At 28.7% G+C, this 21,261-nt stretch carries 19 protein-coding genes and 1 tRNA gene; 6 read left to right on the top strand and 14 right to left on the bottom strand.

Annotated features, from left to right (window positions below; all coding sequences use genetic code 11):
- Positions 1-146: 146 nt before the first annotated feature.
- Entirely contained in the window at positions 147-335 is a 189-nt protein-coding gene (locus EU96_RS06310) for a hypothetical protein (protein WP_032526222.1), read from the top strand.
- A gap of 255 nt (positions 336-590) precedes the next feature.
- Here EU96_RS06310 and EU96_RS06315 read toward each other — a convergent pair.
- The 4 genes from EU96_RS06315 to EU96_RS06330 form a co-directional block, all read right to left on the bottom strand.
- Positions 591-664 (bottom strand) — tRNA-Met (locus tag EU96_RS06315).
- Positions 665-705: 41 nt separating this feature from the next.
- Positions 706-1,176 carry a tRNA (cytidine(34)-2'-O)-methyltransferase gene (locus EU96_RS06320; RefSeq protein WP_032526221.1) on the bottom strand — a complete coding sequence of 157 codons (471 nt, stop codon included), beginning with the start codon at positions 1,174-1,176 and terminating at the stop codon, positions 706-708.
- Positions 1,177-1,178: 2 nt separating this feature from the next.
- Positions 1,179-1,739, bottom strand: coding sequence for a bifunctional adenosylcobinamide kinase/adenosylcobinamide-phosphate guanylyltransferase (locus EU96_RS06325; protein WP_032526220.1), 561 nt, complete (start codon positions 1,737-1,739; stop codon positions 1,179-1,181).
- Positions 1,740-1,749: 10 nt separating this feature from the next.
- Entirely contained in the window at positions 1,750-2,061 is a 312-nt protein-coding gene (locus EU96_RS06330; RefSeq protein WP_032526219.1) for a hypothetical protein, read from the bottom strand.
- Between the two features lie 112 nt (positions 2,062-2,173).
- Here EU96_RS06330 and EU96_RS06335 point away from each other — a divergent pair, with 112 nt between their 5' ends.
- Positions 2,174-2,800, top strand: coding sequence for a cofactor assembly of complex C subunit B (locus tag EU96_RS06335; protein ID WP_032526218.1), 627 nt, complete (start codon positions 2,174-2,176; stop codon positions 2,798-2,800).
- Here the strand turns inward: EU96_RS06335 and lptC are convergent.
- From lptC to rpmG, 5 genes are all read right to left on the bottom strand, one after another.
- Positions 2,797-3,420: an LPS export ABC transporter periplasmic protein LptC gene (lptC, locus tag EU96_RS06340; RefSeq protein ID WP_241434559.1), complete on the bottom strand. Its 624-nt coding sequence runs from the start codon at positions 3,418-3,420 to the stop codon at positions 2,797-2,799. The two genes, EU96_RS06335 and lptC, sit on opposite strands and share 4 nt — an antisense overlap.
- Positions 3,404-4,948: a methionine--tRNA ligase gene (gene metG, locus EU96_RS06345; RefSeq protein ID WP_032526217.1), complete on the bottom strand. Its 1,545-nt coding sequence runs from the start codon at positions 4,946-4,948 to the stop codon at positions 3,404-3,406. Before metG ends, lptC begins: the two co-directional genes overlap by 17 nt.
- 68 nt (positions 4,949-5,016) lie before the next feature.
- A complete protein-coding gene (locus EU96_RS06350) occupies positions 5,017-6,201 on the bottom strand; it encodes a ribonuclease catalytic domain-containing protein (protein ID WP_032526215.1) in 1,185 nt (394 codons plus the stop codon).
- Between the two features lie 51 nt (positions 6,202-6,252).
- Positions 6,253-6,474 carry a 30S ribosomal protein S18 gene (rpsR, locus tag EU96_RS06355; protein ID WP_002806014.1) on the bottom strand — a complete coding sequence of 74 codons (222 nt, stop codon included), beginning with the start codon at positions 6,472-6,474 and terminating at the stop codon, positions 6,253-6,255.
- 17 nt (positions 6,475-6,491) lie between these two features.
- Entirely contained in the window at positions 6,492-6,686 is a 195-nt protein-coding gene (gene rpmG, locus EU96_RS06360) for a 50S ribosomal protein L33 (RefSeq protein WP_002805540.1), read from the bottom strand.
- A 101-nt stretch (positions 6,687-6,787) separates the two neighbouring features.
- On the opposite strand from rpmG, the gene pheT reads away from it, so the two are divergent.
- Together pheT and EU96_RS06370 are read left to right on the top strand one after the other, a co-directional pair.
- Entirely contained in the window at positions 6,788-9,232 is a 2,445-nt protein-coding gene (gene pheT, locus EU96_RS06365; protein WP_032526214.1) for a phenylalanine--tRNA ligase subunit beta, read from the top strand.
- 105 nt (positions 9,233-9,337) lie between these two features.
- Entirely contained in the window at positions 9,338-9,586 is a 249-nt protein-coding gene (locus tag EU96_RS06370) for a hypothetical protein (RefSeq protein ID WP_032526213.1), read from the top strand.
- A 419-nt stretch (positions 9,587-10,005) separates the two neighbouring features.
- On the opposite strand, the gene EU96_RS06375 is transcribed toward EU96_RS06370, so the two are convergent.
- The 3 genes from EU96_RS06375 to EU96_RS06390 all read right to left on the bottom strand — a co-directional run bounded on the left by EU96_RS06375 (position 10,006) and on the right by EU96_RS06390 (position 12,620).
- Positions 10,006-11,028 carry a molecular chaperone DnaJ gene (locus EU96_RS06375; RefSeq protein WP_032526212.1) on the bottom strand — a complete coding sequence of 341 codons (1,023 nt, stop codon included), beginning with the start codon at positions 11,026-11,028 and terminating at the stop codon, positions 10,006-10,008.
- 329 nt (positions 11,029-11,357) lie between these two features.
- A complete protein-coding gene (locus tag EU96_RS06385) occupies positions 11,358-12,188 on the bottom strand; it encodes an ATP adenylyltransferase (protein WP_032526210.1) in 831 nt (276 codons plus the stop codon).
- 48 nt (positions 12,189-12,236) lie between these two features.
- The gene (locus EU96_RS06390) at positions 12,237-12,620 is read right to left on the bottom strand and encodes a DUF2237 family protein (RefSeq protein WP_032526209.1); all 384 of its coding nucleotides are present in this window, start codon (positions 12,618-12,620) and stop codon (positions 12,237-12,239) included.
- A gap of 106 nt (positions 12,621-12,726) precedes the next feature.
- Between EU96_RS06390 and EU96_RS06395 the strand changes: the two genes are divergently transcribed.
- Positions 12,727-12,945 (top strand): hypothetical protein, encoded by a 219-nt coding sequence (locus tag EU96_RS06395; protein ID WP_032526208.1) that lies wholly within the window; start codon positions 12,727-12,729, stop codon positions 12,943-12,945.
- A 9-nt stretch (positions 12,946-12,954) separates the two neighbouring features.
- Here the strand turns inward: EU96_RS06395 and metH are convergent, their stop codons facing one another.
- Positions 12,955-16,521, bottom strand: coding sequence for a methionine synthase (metH, locus tag EU96_RS06400; RefSeq protein WP_032526207.1), 3,567 nt, complete (start codon positions 16,519-16,521; stop codon positions 12,955-12,957).
- Positions 16,522-16,539: 18 nt separating this feature from the next.
- Positions 16,540-17,451, bottom strand: coding sequence for a branched-chain amino acid transaminase (locus EU96_RS06405; protein WP_032526206.1), 912 nt, complete (start codon positions 17,449-17,451; stop codon positions 16,540-16,542).
- A 72-nt stretch (positions 17,452-17,523) separates the two neighbouring features.
- On the opposite strand from EU96_RS06405, the gene cobN reads away from it, so the two are divergent.
- Positions 17,524-21,261 carry a cobaltochelatase subunit CobN gene (gene cobN / locus EU96_RS06410; RefSeq protein ID WP_032526205.1) on the top strand — a complete coding sequence of 1,246 codons (3,738 nt, stop codon included), beginning with the start codon at positions 17,524-17,526 and terminating at the stop codon, positions 21,259-21,261.

Here is a 21,261-nt window from a genome sequence, read left to right as displayed (position 1 = left end):
GATTCATCAAACAGTACACATCAAATAGGTTTCTATGCTCGCGATGCATATGACTGCCTGATGCTTGCTAGAGAATTTAATTCTTTTATACATGACCATCCAAATTCTGTAACCAGAATCCAACAAAAATTTTGAGGTAATTAATTATGAATTTAAAAAGATCACCATTCGCAATTCAAGATAAGAACTCAAGAGATCTTGATAATGCAAAGGATTATTCAATACTTAAAGAACTTGTAGAAGAGCAAGGGATTTCTAATGATTTATCAGACTACTGGGATAAGGAATGTGAATTAAATCCATCCGACCCACGTTGTCTGGTCTACGATGATTAGTGATCCTTTATTAATTGGTATACCTATATTTATATTATTGCTATTAATTAATCAGAGACTTTTTTATTTAATGCCATTAGACGTTTTTCTAATGAATATGTGTGTTGTAGTAATAGCATTGCTTGTTAGAAGAGAAATCAAACTTAAAAAAGCTAGATAGTTATGAGAATTAATTCTAAAACCAATAGCTTATTGTTAAACATAGCTGTCTGTATTTTGATATTTGTTATTTAGTTATTGCAATGTATTTAAGAATGTCTCGAGCGTGACTTGAACACGCGACCTGCGGGCTATGAATCCGCCGCTCTAACCAGCTGAGCTACCGAGACATGGAAATATTGTAAGACATTGCTTGTACTTAATTACCATTTTAAAAATTTATTTGTTTATGAGCCTCATAAATAGCAATACCGCATGCTACAGAAAGATTTAAACTCCTAACTCCTTTTTGATCATTGGTTCCAGTCTGTAAATTTGGCATAAATATTGATATTAAAAAGTCACTTTTATCAATAATGCAATCTGGCAATCCAGAATCTTCTCTTCCAAAAAGCAAAATATCATCTTCCTGAAATTTAAAATCCTTCAAATACATTCCATTTTTTTTACTAAAAGAAATTATTCTTTTTTTTTGCTTTGACTCCAAAAATTTATCAAAATTTCCGTATTTATTAACAGTAACTAAAGGCCAATAGTCTAATCCTGCTCTTTTTAAATATTTATCTTCTAGTTTAAATCCTAAGGGCTCTATAAGATTTAATGGTATTTTAAAAGCAGCACATGATCTGGCAATGTTTCCAGTATTTTGGGGGATCCTAGGTTCAAAAAGAGCGACTTCCAATTTTATGTAGGTATTTCTAAACTTATTTCATCTATTTTGATTGCTCTGCCATTTATTGCAAGCCAATTATCTTTGGATATTTTGGTTATTCTTTTTTGAAGCTCGCCGATTCTTTCAATATAAGTATTGCCAATTTTATATTCTGAGACCAAGCTCCAACCTACTTGTTCTCCAACAATAAATGTTTTGCTTTTTCTTTTCATTAAAAGACTTATTAGTGAAGACATCTTTATTGACCATTCTTTATGTTCTTTTTCAATACTTTCCATAACAAATCCACCAATCGAGTCTATTAATAATGGACCATCCTCTTGCCTTAATGTATTTAATAAATCTGTTGTTTCTATTGATTCCCAATCTTTTGGCCTTCTTTTTCGATGTAAATTAATTTTTTTTTGCCATTCTTTATCATCAATATTATTTTTTGATAAGGCAATATATGATAACTTCTTTGTCTCCTTTGCTAGATGCTCTGCAAATTCACTTTTACCACTCTTTGTTCCTCCTGTAATAAAAACAATATTAGATAGATTATCCTTAATAGTTAAATCCTTTTCATTCATAAATTCTCTATTATTTAGAGAAATACCACCATGTTGCTAAAGGAATAATCGTTGCTGCAATTAATAAAGCAATAACTATATACGTAGCAGTAGAACTCTCAGTATCTTTGGATCTCATTACATTAAAATTTGGATCCACTACAGGGTTGTCAATAGATGAAGGCTGACTTTTTTCGTAATTGATAATAGTCTTTTGTTGTGTGACAACAAAAAGTCTGTTTAAATTGCTAACACCTTCTGCGTATGTAGTTGTAGGAATAAGTATGAATATTAAACCAGTAACGATAAATGAAAAAATATATTTTTTAATGTTTAGGTACATTTTAAATGGTTTTGGTTAATTATATATTAAAAAAGATATTTTTGAGTATTTTTAAACGTACTAACTAATATAATGTTTTTGATAATTAAAATATAATTAACATATTTTATGTATGGGATTTAATGGGAAATCTTTAATATTAATCGGCATAACACTCTTTATTCTTCAAATAATTAATTTCTTTTCAATAGAGACAATTACTCCTGAACTAGAAAGAGCACAAGTACTAGCTGCAATAGCTTCATTAATTATTATTTTGATAGGATTCTTATTTAAACAATTTGAACCTTTGGCTGGTGAGCAAGCTGACCTAAAAGGAGAAAATAAGTTTATCTTCGACAAAAACATTCCGGATGAAGTTATTGATGAACTTGCATGGGGGTCTGAAGCGATATTAACTTCTACAGCAGCAGCAGCAATATTAATTCACAATGATGGGGTAAATATATTGAGAAGAGGAATTACTTCAAATAATGAGTTTAACCCAGGAGAAACTTGTCTGAGATCAATAAAAGATATGAAATTAATATCATTAGCAAACACTAAATTTTATCCAGGGAGATATGAATTTTTTAATTTTTGTGCCGATATTCCATCTATCTTAGTTGTACCTATAAATAGTAAGGCTTTTATATTGATAGGAGGCTGGAGAGCTAAATGTTTTACTAAGTCAGATGAAAAATGGATAAATAACTGGTCAAAGAAAATTAGTAATATTTTTTCAAAAAATAATATTTAAAAATAAATAATTGATTCAACTCTTTTATCTTTTGCTTTAAAAATTACGGATTCTGTGTTGAGATTATAGAAGGCATTTTCTGAATTTATTTCATATCTATTTTCGTTATTTTCATCCTTTATTATATATTTTACTGGATTAAAAAATTCAATTATGTTATCTGAACTCAACTTGGCTTTCTCTGAATTTAAGATGATATTTTGATTTTCAAATCTTATATTCCCTTCTAATAGGTAGCTAGACTTTTCGATATTCCAAATAAAATTATCTGCATATAAAAAATCCTCATCTTGCTTAAGAGTTTTTAATTTCACATTCCCTTTTAATTTTAGGAGTTTATTGTTGTCTGATAATACAGAATCGTCAGAACTAATTATATATTTAGTTTCTTCTCCTTTAAAAATATTGATGGTAGGTTTTTTAAATTTGAATTTTAGTTCATTAATATTATAAATTGAGTTTGGACTGGTAATAGAGTATATTTTATCTCCACTTTTAGAAAAAATATTCATATCTAAACTGTCTATTTTTTGTATTACTTTATTTTCTTTAATTACATTTGGTGCACAACCAAGAATAATAAATGGTAGGAATATTATTAATCTATAAATGTTGATCATACTCAAGCTTATTTATGATTGGAGTGGGTTTAGGAAGACTTGAGTTGCTAGCTAATAATCCCCAACTTAATTGTTGTTTCCAAGGCACTTCTTCTCTGTATATAGAACCAAGTTGTTTATTAATCTTTGAAGATAATTCTGGCAATAAAGGTAGTAATAATATGCCTATTATGCGGGTACTTTCTAATACGTTGTAAATAATTTCTTTAACAATAGGCAAATTATCTTTTTCTTTTATTAACGTCCAAGGTTGATTATCATTCAAATACAAATTTGTATTAATTGCTAGGCTAAGCACTTCATTAGCTGCTAGATCTAATTTATAGATATCAAAGTTTTGAATATATTTTTCAACAGCAATTTGGGCATAATTCTCTAATTTATTTTCACTTGAAATTTTTTCATTATTTGGCACTTTATTATCAAACCATTTTCTAGACATAGATGATGTTCTATTTAATAAATTACCAATTGTATTGGCTAAGTCATTATTTATAATGTCTACAAATCTTTTATCTTGAAAATCTCCATCATTTCCAAGTGATATATCTTTAATGAGGTACCACCTTACTGGATCATTTCCATATTTAGAAAGCAATAGGTCAGGGTCGAGTACATTTCCTAAGCTTTTACCCATTTTTTGCCCCTCTCTTGTGAGAAAGCCATGTCCAAAAACTTTTTTTGGAACTTTCATATCTGCAGAAATTAGCATTGCAGGCCAATAGACAGCATGAAACCTCAGTATATCTTTACCAATTAAATGAATATTAGCTGGCCATCCTCCATTAATTGATTTTTCTAAAGAATGATCTGTTTCATCAGAACTAATAGCACTTACATATCCAAGTAAAGCATCAAACCATACGTAAAAGGTGTGATTATCGTAACCAGGAACCGGAATCCCCCAGGATACATTTGTTCTTGAAATTGAAAAATCCTTTAAACCTCTAGAAACAAAATTTATAATTTCATTCCTTCTTTCTATTGGCTCAATGAAAGAAGGCTCGTTGATTATTTTCTCAATTTCTTTTTGATATTTCGAAAGCCTAAAAAAGAGATTCTCCTCATTTTTCCATTCTAAATTTTTTTGATGGATTGGACATTTGTATGTTGATGAATTTTCTGGATTATCTTTAAATTCTTCACAACCAACACAATACCAACCTTTTTGTATACCCATATAAATATCATCTGAGGCTTTTACTCTTTCATAAAATTCGTTAACAACCAACTCATGATTTTTTGAGCTAGTCCTTATAAATTTATCGAAGGATATATCCCAATTTTTCCAATTAATATTAAAGATTTTTGAGATTTCATCACAATGTGATTTTGGTTCAATACCCTTTTCATTTGCTGTTCTTTGTATTTTTAAACCATGTTCATCTACACCTGTGATGAACATAACATCTTCACCTACAAGCCTTTTATACCTAGCTATCGAGTCACAAATTATTGTTGTGTAAACACTTCCTAAATGAGGTTTATCATTTACATAATATAAAGGAGTAGTAATGATAAAACTCATAAAGCTTTTTTATTTATATTAACAAATATTTTTTAAACTAAAAATGAACTTTTTTAATAATTATTTGATTAATAAATAAACTCTAATAGATTACTATTATTTATAATATATTTTACTTTATATATTTTATTAATATATATTTCTATTGATACAAAAAGAGTAATAAGTATTTCTAGTGAATATTCTGGAAAAAAAACTAAAGCAATATTTCTTTTATGATTTATCCACTTAACAAATATTATTTTATAAAACGGTTTATTTTCTTTCTCAAAAAATAATTTTAAATACTTAAATTTATCATTTTTAAAGATATTATTGTTCTCTATTTGTCTATTTTTTGAATAATCAATAATTTTAGAAATCGAATTGATACTTAGGATTTCATAATTATTTATCTTATTATATACCTGTCTTTGTATAATTAAATCTAGATATCTCCTAAGTGGTGAAGTGCATTGTACATACATTTGAAGACCTAATGATTCATGGCAATTAGGCTTAGTTGTAATATAACTTTTTCCCATATATTGTTTTAATATTATATTTTTAATTTCACTATCTTTGTATCTATTAAGTATATCGTCTGGATTACAATTTAGTTTTTGAATTCTAAACGCAGCCGCTATATTATATTTATTTATAAATAGACTTGTTACATAACCCATTAATATCATTGATTCTGCAACAATTACTTGTGATATTGTTTTCTCTAATTTATTTATTATAATTTTATTCTTATATAATTTTATTTTACTATTAGGACTATCAAAAATAATTGCTCCTTGTTTTTTTCTAAATGCAATACTTTTTTCTAATAAATTTTTAATTTTAACTAATTCAATTTCTTCTTTAGGTTCTAACTCCAATATCTCATTTACATCTTCATATGTTAATTGATATTTGGGTTTTATAATTGCTTCAGTTATTTCATAATTATGTATTGAACCATCTTCGTTGAATTCTATTGCTGCACTAATGGTTTCTGAAGTTTTATTTTGAGCTAGATTTGCTTTTTCAAGAATATCTTTAGGTAACATTGGGATATATTGATCTGTTAAATATAAACTGCTATTTTTCCTTCTTGCATCTAGATCAACATTTGAATCATGCAAAAATAGCTTGCATGGATTACTAATATGTATCCACAGAATTTTTATATTTCCTTCTTTTATTTCTAGGGAAATAGCGTCATCAACTTCATGAGGATCTTCAGAGTCAATAATATATGTTTTTAAACTTTTTAAATCTTTCAAATATTTGAAATATTAATTATAGTTCTAACTATATTTATATTCAATAGGAAACTATCCTTCAGGATTTACAAAGGGTAATAGAGCTACAATTCGTGCTCTTTTTACAGCTAATGTTAGGTCTCTTTGTTGCTTTGAGGTTAACCCAGTCATCCTTCTTGGTAGGATTTTACCCCTCTCGGTAATGAATTTTTTTAGAAGTTCTACATCCTTATAGTCAATAGGATCTCCAGGCTTGATAGGTGATAATTGTTTTTTAAAAATTGAATTAGGCATGATTTAATTTGATTTGATTACTTTATTTCTTTGTGAATAGTCATTCTGTTTAAGTGAGGATTAAACTTTTTTAGTTCTAATCTTTCAGTTGTATTTCTACGATTCTTTTCAGTAGTATATCTTGAGACACCATTCGATCTCTTAGGATCTGTGCTAGTCCTTGCTTCAGTACATTCCAGGGTCACTACAACTCTTGTCCCTTTTTTTGCCATTTTGATTAATACTTTAATGTATAATTTTCTATTGTACATCTTCAACAAACTTTTTTGAAGATAAACTTATTTCTATTATCATCATTGAATAAAAACTATATATGAAAGTTTCTCAAAATTGGTTGAAAAATTTAGTAGAAATAACCTCTACACCCGAAGATCTCTCTGAGAAATTGTCTATTGGTGGATTTGAAGTTGAATCACTAGAAGATTGTTCAGAGAATGTAAATGGTGTTGTTTTAGGTAAGGTTTTGTCTGTTTTAAAACATGAAGGATCTGACAAACTTTCAATTTGCCAAGTCGATATAGGAGCTTCAAAGAATTTACAAATTATCTGTGGAGCTCGCAATATTAAACCAAATATTTATGTTTATGTTGCTACCGTGGGTGCGAAATTAAATGCAGTTAATTTAACTATTAAAAGAAGCGAAATTAGAGGTGTCATGAGTGAAGGAATGATATGTTCACTGCAGGAACTTGGATTAGAGGACTCTAGCGAAGGGATAGAGATTATTGATGAAGAATTAGCCTTAAAACATGAATTGGGGGCCCCAGGATCTGATTTGCTTCAATTAAATGATTTTATATATGATTTAGCAATTACAGCTAATAGACCTGACGGAATGTCGGTTATTGGTATAGCTCGCGAAATTTCTGCTCTTTTAGAATCAACATTAAATTTTCCAGAATTAAACCATAAATACAATATTCATTTACTTAAAGAAATTCAACTTTGCCCAGAGGCTATCACATCTGATTGCATTTATACTATAAGCTGTATTGATGGAGTAAATGGCGTAAAATTATCACCTAAATGGCTTCAAGATCGTATTGAAAAATCAGGTATAAAATCGATTAATCTAATTGTTGATTTAACAAACTATATTCTCCTAGAACAAGGCCAACCGTTGCACGCGTTTGATAAAGATAAACTATCAAACTTAATTGGAAAGGAAGTTTCTCCAGAAGACTTCTCTGTAAGAAAAGCCAATGATAACGAAACCCTTGAATGCTTGGATGGTAAAAATTATGACTTAAATGAAAATATCACAGTAATCACTTGTTGCGATAAACCTGTTGCTATTGCTGGGGTTATAGGTGGTTTAGAGACTTCAGTAACTAATACTACTTCATCTATTTATCTTGAAGGCGCTGTTTTTAATCCAGTTACTATAAGAAAATCTTCAAAGGCGATTGGAATAAGAACAGAATCTAGCAGTAGATATGAGAAAGGGATTTCATATAAAAATACAATAGGTGCAGTTACAAGGGCAATTAATCTTTTAGAAGAACATTTTGCTATTAATTTACCAATTATTAACACTTCGAATTTAATAAATAATGAGGATATTTTTATAAAATTGCGGAGAAATCGTATACATAAAATTCTTGGCCCATTAATCATCAACGATCAATTTGAAAAAAGAAATTTATCAGACACTGAAATAGTAGATAAATTAACACTCATAGGTTGTAGTTTAAAGAGTAAGGAATATGGCTGGGATGTAGCAGTAATTCCTAATAGATCACAAGATTTGATAAGAGAAATAGATTTAATTGAAGAAATTGCGAGATTAATAGGGTATGACAGATTCGACTTAAACCTTCCTAATCCAATTAAGCCTGGTAAATTATCATCAGAGCATTTGGCATTGAGAAAAATAAAAAATGGTTTTATAGAAAATGGTTTTAACGAAGTACTGAGTTATTCACTGGTTCCAGAAGATAAAGATACACTTATAAAGATTTCTAATCCTTTGTTATTAGAAACTAGCTGCCTTAGAGATAATATCTGGAAAGAACATTTGGAGATTGTAAACCGTAATATAAAAGCTGGACAAAATAATTGTTATGTATTTGAAATTGGAAATGTTTTTTATAAGAATATAGATCTCATCCAAGAAGAAATTCTGAATGGTGTAATTTTTGGTATTAAGAAATTTGGAAAATGGGCAGATTCAGGAAAGGATAATGATCTTAATTATTACCAGGCTAGAGGTAAGTTAAAAGAAGCTTTGTCATGTTTGAATATAAAAATTGAAGATAAACCTACTGATTCAATTGATTTTCTTCATCCAGGAAGAACAGCAAAATTATTTATTGAAGGAAAAGAAGCAGGATATTTTGGTGAAATAAATCCAAAACTAATATTAGACAAGAAGTCTTTAAAAAAAGTTTATTTGTTTAGGATAAATGTAATTAATCTCTTGGGAGCTAGTACGAGAAAAAACAAATGGATTCCACTATTTAAGCAATACCCAATTGTTCCAAAAATGGAAAGGGATATTAATTTTGTTTTCAGTAAAAAATATTTAATTAGCGAAATAACATCACAAATAAGAAAATCAGGAAAAACCCTTCTAGAGGATGTCTATTTAAAAGATGTTTTTGAAGATATTAAACTTGGGGAAGATTTCATAAGTTATACATTTAGATTATCTTATAGAGATAAAGAAAAAACCTTACTAGATTCAGATATACAATCAATACACTCAAATATCATTTCTAATATTGAGAAAAATTTTAATACTAAATTAAGAAATTAATAGTATTAGTTATCTAAATTGAGACTATATATAAGTCTAATATTAATTCTTATATAAGATAGCTAATAATCCTATAAATCTATTTAATGTTGTATTATTGATATCATGATCAATTTAATATCTCTATTTTTATCTTCAATACTCTGGGTACAAGTTCCTCAGTGGTCTGACGATTGGTCAAAATGTTCAGTAGATGTACCTGATGCATCATGTCATTGGTACATAGCTTCACCAGACAATACTTTTGGTGAAGGGTTTGATTGGGCTAATGCCCCATGGTTTGACGCAAATGGTTTAAGCGATGTGCCAAGCATCGATAAGAAAACAGCTATACAGAAGCTTCAGGTTAAGTAGTACTGTCTTTAAGGCAGTACTATTAGACAAAAAGCCCTTTTATAGCAGAGTTTCTTGGATGACATTATTTTCTTGGACATACGCTGGACATAAATTAGTTATTAATTAATCTATTTATAAAATCATGGCATCCATCAAATTGGGAATGGGCTACTTTAATTGATAAGTTAATATATCTTACTTATCTATTTTGAGACTATATAATAGACCTAACTTTAGTCTCATATAGGAATCACAATAAAAATAAATTTATTATATTTTTACAAGAAATATTTTATTTAAATTTTATTTATTTAAAAAAATGTTTCTAAAAATTATGACTAAAAATATATATGAAGATCAATAATTTGCTATTCACTATAATCTTATATTGGACTACTATATAGACTTATATTTAGTCTTATATGAGAATTAATATACTAAATTCTATATAAATTTTTTAGCAATTGATACGCTTCATTTAATTTTCTCATTTGATCTGTAGATCCTCCAGCGTCTGGATGCGTCTCTAAGGCTATTGATTTATAGGCCTCCCGGATTTTTCGTAATGTATGAGCTGATCCTGCTGATGTTGATAAATTCAATAATTTAAGTGCTCCATGTACCGTCATTGTTGAGTCCAAAGTTTCAAATGAATTTGATCTGTTATTTCGTTTAAATCTACTTACAAACCTCCTCACTAGTGTTGGTATCCTATTAATTAAATCTGATGTAGCAAATGGGTCTTCTAAAACGCCAATCATTAATAAAACAATTTCAAGGGATGGATTTTTCTTTATCCAAAATGGGCATAATTCAGACATAAATTTATTGGCTGCACTCCACGTAAAGGGTAGATTTTCTGTCCCATCAAGATTTGGCCATATATCCCTTCCAAACCAATCCATCGAAGCTTCTATTACATGATCGTTAGGAATAGTTCCATATAAGGTTTTCCAATGACTAATTAACGCTATTTGACATTTAATTAATTCATTTTCTTTAATTGTATTAATTTGAATATCATTAATATTCTCTTTTAATTTTTCACTATTAATACTTCTTCTTAGATTCCTTACTTTTTTTTCAACAAAATTGGGAAGGCTTATGTTTAAGTTAGCTTTTTCTTTATATTGATGGTTATTTGAAACTCTTTTATTTAAAGATATCTTATTTACTTCTTTGTTAATGTCTTTTTTAATGTCTGATTTAATTAATACCAATGATGTATTTTCATCAATATTTAATTTTTCATTATTATTCTTTTTCTCGTTAAAGTCTATTTCTTGCTGTTGGTTCTTAGGAAGTAAATCTTCTTGAAGAATTTCTTTAAGTATCTTTTCAATTACGGGTCCTCTAGCTCTAAATCCCCACTCTTTTCGTAATTGATCAAACCTGGAAATTAGTTCTTCAGGTAAATCAATTGATATTCTTTTTGTATTTGAATTTTCGGGAATATTCAATAATATTTTTCTTGAATAGTAAGGAATTTATTTAATTTTATTCAAAAATAATTGAAAGTCCATATAGAATATTGTTTTTAAATTAAAACCAACTTATTTTCATGTCACAGGTTAATTAAGTATCATTTTATAATAAAAACAAAAAAATGTTAAATTGTTATTTCAAGTCATCTAAAGAAAAAAAGAGTTTTTATCAACATAAGAAATTAGAAATGCTCAATTATATTAAGGATTCACTTGAACGTAAAATCGCCTCTGTAACAGCTGCTATAGAAGTTTTAGAAAGCCAAATAAACAGAGATAAGGATCCTGAAGTTGTTAACTAGTATTCAAACAAAACTTTCTAGAAGTTTTTCAGGGCCAAATTTCCTTAAATAATTAATATTCGATTTTTCAGTTACTAATAGATAACCTGCGAATCCTAAACTGTTAATACTGAAACCATGAATATGATCATTCTTTCTCTTAATAATAGCGATCCATTTATTAGTTATTAAAACATTGTAAGGATATATCGGTTTCTTATCACTAATAGGATTCCCAAGTCCTAATTTCTTGCATAATTCTAAATACAATTCCAAAAGAGATACTGAATTTTCTAAAAAATTAAATTTGGATACAATAATATTTTTTTTAAGTTTACTATTTATATCTTGATCTAAGTTCATTTCCATAAACCACTTTTCTCTTGGGCATGATATTTCATCTCTAGATCTACGTAGAAGTTGAAAATGTCTGTGAGGTTGACTTGCTCCTGCAATTGGAGAACTATTGAAAAACCATAATCCAGTAGTATCTTTATTAACTTGTTGGATCGCTTTCCAATCATAAATATCTAACCATCCATTTTGAGGTTTCCAATTATTTGTAATAAGTAAAATATGTCCTTTTTGTACAGGGTACTTATTTAATATTAATTGATGATTATCACCAATTTTGTCAATTTCTAGTATCTTTTCCCATGGACAAAATGGATTCTGCTTAGGACCATAAAGTTTTTTTTTATTAAAGTTTGAAGTGTCTAGCTTCCTAATTATGAAGTCGTCTTTTTCATATAAATCGTCTGTAATAATAACAGTTTTGAGAGGATATAATGATTCATCATCAATTGATACTCGAGTTTGTTCTAGTGCCTTTTTCCAATATTTTTCTAAACTCATTTAAAATAAATTATCATAATCATTCTAAAAAAAATAATAAATTTGTAATTACTTTTTATTAAATTGATATTCTTTCAATTTTTCTAAAGGTACTGATTCTAAGACTACAATATTTGTTGATTCTAATATTACTTTAGGAGCAAGTCCGTCTAATAATGCTTGCTTCCACCTATCAAGACAAATACACCAATGATCACCATCCTTAAGTCCTGGGAAGGAATAAGCAGGCATAGGAGTTATTAAATCATTACCTTGTGATTTACTATATTTCAGGAAATTATCATCCATAACACAACATATAGAATGATTCCCTCCATCTGTTTTATCATAATTACAAAATCCATTTCTAAACCAGCCTGTCATTGGTTCACAACTACAAACTTCAATGTTTTCTCCTAATACATTCAATTGAACTTGATTATTTATGGTCATAGAATTTTTTGTTTAATAATACTAATAAAACACCAACATTTCTTAAAAAAAGGTTGACGAGTATGGGGGGTAAGGAGGTAATAATTCTAATAAGGTTTTTTTCATTATGGATTGGGACTTTACTGAAAACATAGCATTTAAAACTCTTTATGATGCTTTTAAAAATAGTGACGAAACATCCGCATTAGAATTTTTATCTAGTGATGGAGCTTCATACTATCTTGAATTAACACAGGACGCAGCTGGTGAGGGGCTTGATCTGGGTGATAATGAAACGATGGAAGAACTTCAGGAAGAAATTATTGAATATCTAGAAAACAACTAATTATTTAGGTTAAGCGCTGAAATATTTAGCTTTTGAGTGTAGTGAAATGATAGCTGTAGTACTTTGTTCCGGATGAAGTTGTTCAGATTCATCCATGGTCAAGTTAATTCTTTTTGTATCCAACAATGATAATTGTATGTTTGAATCAGAAACTTTTGGACATGCAGGATATCCAAAAGAATATCTAGCTCCTCTATATTTTTGTGCAAGTATTTCTCTATTATTGTCTGGTTCTTCAGTCCTAAAACCACATTCAATACGAATTAATGCATGGACATACTCAGCTAGAGCTTCTGCTAATTGCACAGTAAGTCCATGGAATAATAAATAATCACTATATTTATCTTCTTTAAATAATTTTTGAGAATACTCACTAGCAATATCACCCATTGTTACTGCCTGCATAGGAAATATATCTATTGGTTTATCATTTTTTAAATCACAATAGAAATCAGCTATGCAAAGATTATTTCCAGATTTTTGTCTTGGAAAATTGAATTGGGAAATTTTATTTAATGATTTATCATCAAATAACAAAATACTATTATCTTTTCTACCACATCTGAAATATCCATAAACTGCTTTGGGTGAAATAAGTTTTTTTTCTACAATTGTCTCTAACCATTTATCTAACAAAGGTTTTGCATATGAATCCAAATAGTTATTGTATTCATCTATGCTTTGGTTTTTTCCTTTTTTTATTTGCCATTGTCCACTAAATAAAGCTTTTTTATCTAGATAAAAAATTAACTTATTTAAATCTATATCAACCTCGTATAAGACTTTCGTTCCCAAAAAAGGAGGGTTAATTGGTTCTTCTTCATTTATAAATTTAGATCTAATAAAGTTTTCTTTTAAATTAAGTTTGGAGGTCTCGGTGCTTATGGATATTGAATTATTAACCTCTTCAGAGTTAGTTTTGGATGAGGCTAAGCTAATATTTATACCTTCATTGTTAATAAATCCCTCTGTATTTGACCAATTACCCTTTTTTTTATTATCCATATATTCATTCATAAATTTTAGATCAGTGAAAGCATCTTTCCCGTACAATATTTTTCCCTTATATATTTTGCTGCAGTCCTCATTTACAAATTTTGGGGTTAAGGCTGCACCTCCTAATATCACTGGTACACTAATATCTTCATTGTTAAAGGCCTCTAAATTATCTTTCATAAATGCAGTTGACTTTACAAGTAATCCGCTCATAGCAATGCAATCTGCATTGTGCTTCTTTTGTGCATCTATAATTGCGGAAACATCTTGCTTTATTCCAAGATTTATTACGTCAAAACCGTTATTAGTAAGTATTATATCAACCAGATTTTTTCCGATATCATGTACATCGCCTTTGACTGTTGCAATTAAGAGTTTTCCATTTGATATTTTTTCATCTACAGTTTCCATATATGGTTCTAAAATTGAAACAGCAAATTTCATTGTTTCAGCAGATTGCAGTACAAATGGCAATTGCATTTGACCTGAACCAAATAAATCTCCTACAACTTTCATCCCATCTAGTAAAAATGTATTAATTATTTCAAGAGGTTTATATTTTTTTAACGCTTTATTTAATTGATCTTCTAAACCAATTTTTTCTCCATCAATAATATGATTTTTTAAACTTTCTTCAAGAGTTAAGTTTTTATTTTCTGAAGATGCTTTTTTGAAATCCTGAATAGATAAATCTTGAAAAGCCTTTGTTAATTCTACTAATGGATCATAGGTACAAATATCATCTTCAAATTCTCTTTTGTCATAGATCAAATCTAAGCAAAGCTTTTTAGTTTCATGAGAAATTTTTGATAATGGTAAAATTTTATTTGGTGCGATGATAGCAGTATCCAATCCTGCCTTAATGCATTCATCTAAAAATATTGAATTTAAATTAATTCTAGATAATGGTGAAAGACCAAAACTTATGTTCGATACACCTAATATAATATGAATATCTGGATAATTATCACGAATTTTAGAGATAGCGCTAATTGTCTCTTTAGCGTTTAATCTATCCTCCTCTATCCCAGTAGATATTGGAAGAGCTAATGGATCAAAAAAAAGCTCATAATCAGATAAACCACATTCTCTGGTTCTATTAATCGCTCGTTTAACAATGTTATATTTTTTTTCTGAATTCCTTGCCATTCCATCTTCATCAATAGTTCCAATTACAAGTCCTGAGCCATAAGCTAAGGCCAAATTTAGAACTTGATCAAACCTTTCATCACCGTCTTCGTAATTGGTTGAATTTATAATACATTTACCACCAGCTGACTTTAATCCACTTTCCATTTTGTCAGCATCTGTAGAATCAATCATTAATGGCAAATTTATATTTGTAACTAGTCTTGACGTTATTTCCTTCATATCTTTCACTCCGTCTCTCCCCACATAATCAACATTTACATCTAGAACGTGTGCATTTTCTTTTTGTTGTTGCTTAGCTATTGAAACTAAACCATCCCAATCGTCGTTATTTAATAACTCCCTTACCTTTCTAGATCCACTTGCATTTAATCTTTCTCCTACAATCAAAATCGAATTGTCTTGTTTGTATGGCACAGAATTATATATTGATGATGCTGAAGGAATATAACCTCTTGAATTGTTCCTACAATTATTGTTAGTCCTTTTTTCTTCAATAATATCATCGATAATTGAAGAAAGATATTTAATATGGTCTGGTGTCGTCCCACAACATCCACCAATCAATTGAACATTAAAGTCATAAATAAAATTCATTAACTGCATTTTTAATTCTATTGGCGTTAATTTATAGTGAGCAACACCACCAATATTTTCAGGTAGGCCTGCATTGGGAATACAACTTATAGCGAAGGGTGAATTTTCAGATAAATATTTAATATGATCCTTCATTTGTTCTGGACCAGTTGCGCAATTAAGACCAAGGATATCTATATTAAATGGCTCTAATATTGTTAATGCTGATGCTATATCTGATCCAACAAGCATAGTACCTGTTGTTTCCATTGTTATAGAGACCATTATAGGTATATCTATATTTTTACTTTCAAGTAATTCTTTTGATGCTAATAGGGCAGATTTTATTTGCAAAACATCCTGGCAAGTTTCTATTAAAAGAAGATCAACTCCGCCATCTATAAGACCATGTATTTGTTCTTTGTATGATTGCTTTAATTCATCAAAATCTATATGTCCTAATGTGGGTAATTTAGTTGTTGGTCCAATTGAACCAGCAACAAACCTTGGTTTATCAATTGATGAATATTTAGCAGTACTTTTTTTGGCTATTAATGCCGCATTTTTATTTATCTCATAAGCCTTGTCGGCAATATCATATTCTTCAAGAACTATTGATGAAGCTCCAAAAGTATTAGTTTCTATAACATGACAACCTGCTTCTAAGAATGAATTATGAACCTTTTCAACTAACTTTGGTGATGATAAAACAAGGTTTTCATTACATCCCTCTAATTCTATTCCTCCAAAGTCATCTGAAGTAAGATTTAAGTTCTGAAAAGATGTTCCAGTACCCCCGTCAAAAATAATTAATGGCTTTTCATCTCTATTTAAATAGCTTCTGAAACATTCCATAATGGTAAAAATCGATTTTTATATTGAAATTCTTGTAACCCAATTATCATAGTCTTGAGAACGACCTTCTGTTATTTCAATAAGCTTATTTTTTAACTTATTCATTATTGGTCTTTCAACATTTAATACAGTTGATTCAATATTTTTAACTGGCGTAATTTTTGCTGCTGTACCAGTAAGAAAAACTTCATCTGCTATTAATAATTCTGTTTTATCTACAGGCCTTTCAATTACATTTATTCCAAATGTTTTTGCTAATTCAATTACGCTAGCTCTAGTAATCCCTTCCAGGATATCTTGATCAACACCAGGAGTGATTAATTCTCCATTTCTAACAATAAATAAATTCATACCGCTAGCTTCACTTACCTTACCACTTGAATTTAATAGTAAGGCTTCATCAAAGCCCGATAAACTGGCTTCTGTTTTAGCTAATGAACTAGTAATATATGCTCCACTTATTTTCCCTCTCAATGGTAGTGATCTATCTTCTTGTCTAGTCCAACTGCTCATTCTGCAAGAAACGCCCTCTGGGGACAGATAATCTCCTAGTTCAATACAATAAATAAAGAAATCTGTTTCAATATTGTGTAGTCTTGGAGCTATACCTAAATCGCTTGTATAAACAAATGGTCTTATATATATAGGTTTTTGTGGCTTATTTCTTTTTATAACTTCTTGTAATGCATTAAAAATATATTCTTCAGATATTTCAGTTAAGAGCAATTTTGCACTTTGAGATAATCTTTTTATGTGTTTATCAGTTCTAAACAAAAGGAATTCTTCTTTATTAGAAGGATTAGGTATTGCTCGCATTCCTCCAAATGCAGCAGTACCATAATGTAGTGCATGTGTAGCTATTGATATTTTTGCTTCTTTAAATGGAATACATTTACCTTCGAACCAGGCGTATGGAAGAAATTCATGCATATTTAATTTATTTAATTGAGGTAAACTTGTTTTATCCTACTTAATTATTCTAAACCTTATTTATATATAAAAATGCACAGGATATTAAATATAGCAGGAAATGAAAAGAATAAGGATGATTTAATAGAACAACCAGTCGCAGATTTTATTTTTATAACAAGTGTCAAAGCTGATTTGAATCTAATATCAAGTCTATTATTAGAAGAAGAATTAACTTCAATAAGAAATAATATACGGGCTTTAGAAATTTCTAGTTTAAATTCCTCAGCTCAAATAGATAATTATCTATTAAAAACAGTTAATTATGCAAAAGTTGTAGTCCTAAGATTATTCGGAGATAAAGGTACATGGAGTTATGGCATTGAACAACTTTTAAATTGGCAAGAAGTTGATAAAAAAAGGAAGCTAGTAATCCTATCTGGTACACATGACCAGGAAGTCTCCTTATGTGAAATAAGTAGTATAGATAAAGATTTAGCATTAAATATTTCTAAATTACTAAGATCTGGAGGAATAGATAATTATAGAAAATTTCTTAATTGTTTAAATTATCTAAAAATAGATGAAACATTAATTCCTAATGAATTTTTGAAAATTTCTTATTATGCAGATCCATATTTGTATGATTGGAAAATTGAAAAAGGTGAAAAGATAGGAATAATTTCCTATAAATCGCTTTTTTTGGCTAATGAAATTGAAGTAAACGAAAAACTTAACTTGCAGTTAAGAAAATGCGGACTATCCCCTAAAACATTTTTTATTTCAACTCTAAAAGATCATATTATTCAAAAGAAATTAATAGAAATTTTTAAAAAAGAAGATATTAAAATAATAATTACCACAACTTCATTTTCTTCATCTCAAATTAAAAATAATGATTTAATTGAAAATTCAACAAATATTTTTACTTCTCTTAAAATTCCAATATTACAGCTTCTTTCTTCTAATAAATCAAGAAAAAATTGGTTAAATTCATCCATTGGAATGAATTCATCTGATTTATTAATGCAAATAATTATTCCCGAATTTGATGGAAGAATTACTACCTGTCCTTCTGCATTTAAAGAAATAATTTCAAAAAAAAATACACTTTACAGTGAAATAACTAGTTACAAAGCTGATCAAGTAGGTATTGAATGGATTTCAAAATTTGCAAAAAATTATGTGAAACTTCAGAAACTTAATAATTTTGAAAAAAGAATTTGTTTAGTAATAAGTAATTATCCTGTAAAGAACGGAAGAATCGGTAATGGCGTTGGTCTTAATACACCATCTTCGATAATAAATATTCTTAACTGGTTAAAAGAAGAAGGTTATGACCTTGGATCTTCTGATTATCCTCAAGATTCTTCGGAATTAATGTCAATTCTTATTAAAACTAGAACTAATGATATTGAATCTCAAAATAACAAACCTTTAGATTACTTACCACTTAGTGAATATTTAAAATATTGGAAATATTTAGAACTTGATCCAAAAAATATTATTGTTAATCGTTGGGGCAAACCATCTGATGCGATCGATCTTGAAAATAATGGCTTCTCAATAAATGGTCTTAGATTTGGAAAAATAACATTATTGATTCAACCTCAACGAGGTTATGACGCTTACACTGATAGAGATATTCATTCACCTGATCTTCCACCTCCCCATAGATACTTAGCACAATATTTTTGGATTGAAAAAGTTTTTAATGCAAATGCTATATGCCATATTGGTAAACATGGGACTGTTGAATGGTTACCTGGCAAATCTATAGGTCTCAGCAATAAATGTTTCCCAAATGTTATTTGTCCAGCCATACCAAATATATATCCCTTTATCGTAAATGATCCTGGCGAAGGATCCCAAGCTAAAAGAAGAACTGCTGCTACAATTATTGATCATTTAACCCCCCCTTTGGATAGGTCAGAATTATATGGAAAATATTCAATATTAGAAAATTATTTAGACGAATATTTTGAAGCAAAATTATTAAATTCTAATCGTATTGAAATAATAGAAAAATCGATTTTTGAATTAATTAAAAAAGAATTTAGTGAAATTACGTTAAAGAATAAAAATAATCAAATAGAAGAAATTGATTCCTTTCTTTGCAAAATTAAAGAATCTCAAATTAGAACAGGATTGCATGTTTTTGGCAATAGGCAGAATGATATTAATGAAATAAATTTATTCTTGTGTATTGCTAGAGTGCCAAATGCAAGACGAATTGGTATTGTTCAATATATAGCGAAAAATTTAAAACTAGATTTGAATCCTTGGACAAATATATATGATCAAAAGTTAACTGAAAAGGATAAAAAAATATTTTTGAATTTTTCAAACAATAAAATACTAAACTTTAGAATGGCTATCGATTTTTTGGAACAACAAGCAAAATATCTAATATATTTGTTTTTTTACAAAAAGAAAACCAATATAAAATTTCTAGAAAAATATAAAAATCAGAAAATAATAGACTATTTCTATAATGATAAAAAACATAATAATTATTTTTTATTATTAAAAAATGAGATTCTTAATCCAATCATTAATTCTTCATATAATGAAAAATTATCATTTATTAATTCATTAAATGGTAAATATGTAAAAAGTGGTCCATCTGGTGCCCCTACGAGAGGTAAAACTGAAGCTTTACCTACTGGTAAAAATTTCTTTTCAGTTGATGCTAGAGGACTGCCAACTGAATCAGCATGGAGTGTTGGTTGTAAATCTGCGTCTCAAATAATTGATTTATATAAACAAGACAATGGAGAAGATTTAAAAAATATAGCAATATCTGTATGGGCAACATCCACCATGAGAAATGGTGGAGAAGACATTTGTCAAATATTATATTTATTAGGCGTACAACCTATTTGGGATGGACCCTCAAGAAGAGTAATTGATTTAGAAATCATCCCTTTATCTGTTCTCGATAGGCCAAGGGTAGATGTTACATTAAGGATTTCGGGAATGTTTAGAGATGCATTTCCTCAGTTAATTAAATTAACTTCTAAAGCAATAAATCTTATTTCTAATCTTAATGAAAATGATAAATTTAACCCTCTTGCTGGCGCATTAAAGGGTGGTGATCCAATTAATCGTATATTTGGTTCAGCGCCTGGTTCATATGGAGCTGGTCTACAAGAACTGATTTCAAATTCTAATTGGGAAAATATTGATGATTTTGGAGAATCTTTTCTTAATTGGAGTAAGTGGATTTACAGTGATAATCTTGAACCCATAGAGGATATAAAATCATTAGAAAATGCTCTTAAAAATGTGCAGTTAGTTGTTCATAACCAAGATAATAAGGAACATGATATTTTAGATTCTGATGACTATTATCAGTTTCAGGGTGGTTTATCTTCAGCAGTAAAAAAATTGAGCGGTAAATTACCTGAAATGTATCATGGTGATTTATCTAAATTTGGATTATCTGAAATTTCAAAATTACAAGATGAAATTAATAAAGTTGTTATATCAAGAATTCTTAACCCTAAATGGATAAATGGAATGAAGGATAATGGATATAAAGGAGCTTTTGAATTTTCAGCGACACTAGATTACTTATATGCTTTTGATGCATCTACTGAAGTAGTATCAGATTGGTGTTATGAGGAAGTTTATAAATCATGGTTATGTGATCGGGATCTTATGAATTTCTTTCTAGAGAATAATCCATGGGCATTAAGAGATATTGCACAAAGATTTCTTGAAATTGTAAATAGAAAAATGTGGAATAATTGTTCTTCTGATTTTATTGAAAATTTAAAAAAAATAATTATTAATACTGATTCAAGAATTGAAAAGAACGAATTCTGA

It is taken from the genome of Prochlorococcus marinus str. MIT 9302, from assembly GCF_000759975.1.
Classification (GTDB): Bacteria; Cyanobacteriota; Cyanobacteriia; order PCC-6307; family Cyanobiaceae; genus Prochlorococcus_A; species Prochlorococcus_A marinus_M.
Note: the sequence above shows the minus strand (reverse complement) of the source record. Positions and strands in the feature narration are given on the sequence as shown.

Coding starts and splice junctions, on each gene's coding strand:
- EU96_RS06310 (WP_032526222.1), top strand. CDS start 147: ATGAATTTAAAAAGATCACCATTCGCAATTCAAGATAAGAACTCAAGA.
- EU96_RS06325 (WP_032526220.1), bottom strand. CDS start 1,739: ATGAATGAAAAGGATTTAACTATTAAGGATAATCTATCTAATATTGTT.
- EU96_RS06330 (WP_032526219.1), bottom strand. CDS start 2,061: ATGTACCTAAACATTAAAAAATATATTTTTTCATTTATCGTTACTGGT.
- EU96_RS06335 (WP_032526218.1), top strand. CDS start 2,174: ATGGGATTTAATGGGAAATCTTTAATATTAATCGGCATAACACTCTTT.
- lptC (WP_241434559.1), bottom strand. CDS start 3,420: ATGATCAACATTTATAGATTAATAATATTCCTACCATTTATTATTCTT.
- metG (WP_032526217.1), bottom strand. CDS start 4,948: ATGAGTTTTATCATTACTACTCCTTTATATTATGTAAATGATAAACCT.
- rpsR (WP_002806014.1), bottom strand. CDS start 6,474: ATGCCTAATTCAATTTTTAAAAAACAATTATCACCTATCAAGCCTGGA.
- rpmG (WP_002805540.1), bottom strand. CDS start 6,686: ATGGCAAAAAAAGGGACAAGAGTTGTAGTGACCCTGGAATGTACTGAA.
- pheT (WP_032526214.1), top strand. CDS start 6,788: ATGAAAGTTTCTCAAAATTGGTTGAAAAATTTAGTAGAAATAACCTCT.
- EU96_RS06370 (WP_032526213.1), top strand. CDS start 9,338: ATGATCAATTTAATATCTCTATTTTTATCTTCAATACTCTGGGTACAA.
- EU96_RS06385 (WP_032526210.1), bottom strand. CDS start 12,188: ATGAGTTTAGAAAAATATTGGAAAAAGGCACTAGAACAAACTCGAGTA.
- EU96_RS06390 (WP_032526209.1), bottom strand. CDS start 12,620: ATGACCATAAATAATCAAGTTCAATTGAATGTATTAGGAGAAAACATT.
- EU96_RS06395 (WP_032526208.1), top strand. CDS start 12,727: ATGGATTGGGACTTTACTGAAAACATAGCATTTAAAACTCTTTATGAT.
- metH (WP_032526207.1), bottom strand. CDS start 16,521: ATGGAATGTTTCAGAAGCTATTTAAATAGAGATGAAAAGCCATTAATT.
- EU96_RS06405 (WP_032526206.1), bottom strand. CDS start 17,451: ATGCATGAATTTCTTCCATACGCCTGGTTCGAAGGTAAATGTATTCCA.
- cobN (WP_032526205.1), top strand. CDS start 17,524: ATGCACAGGATATTAAATATAGCAGGAAATGAAAAGAATAAGGATGAT.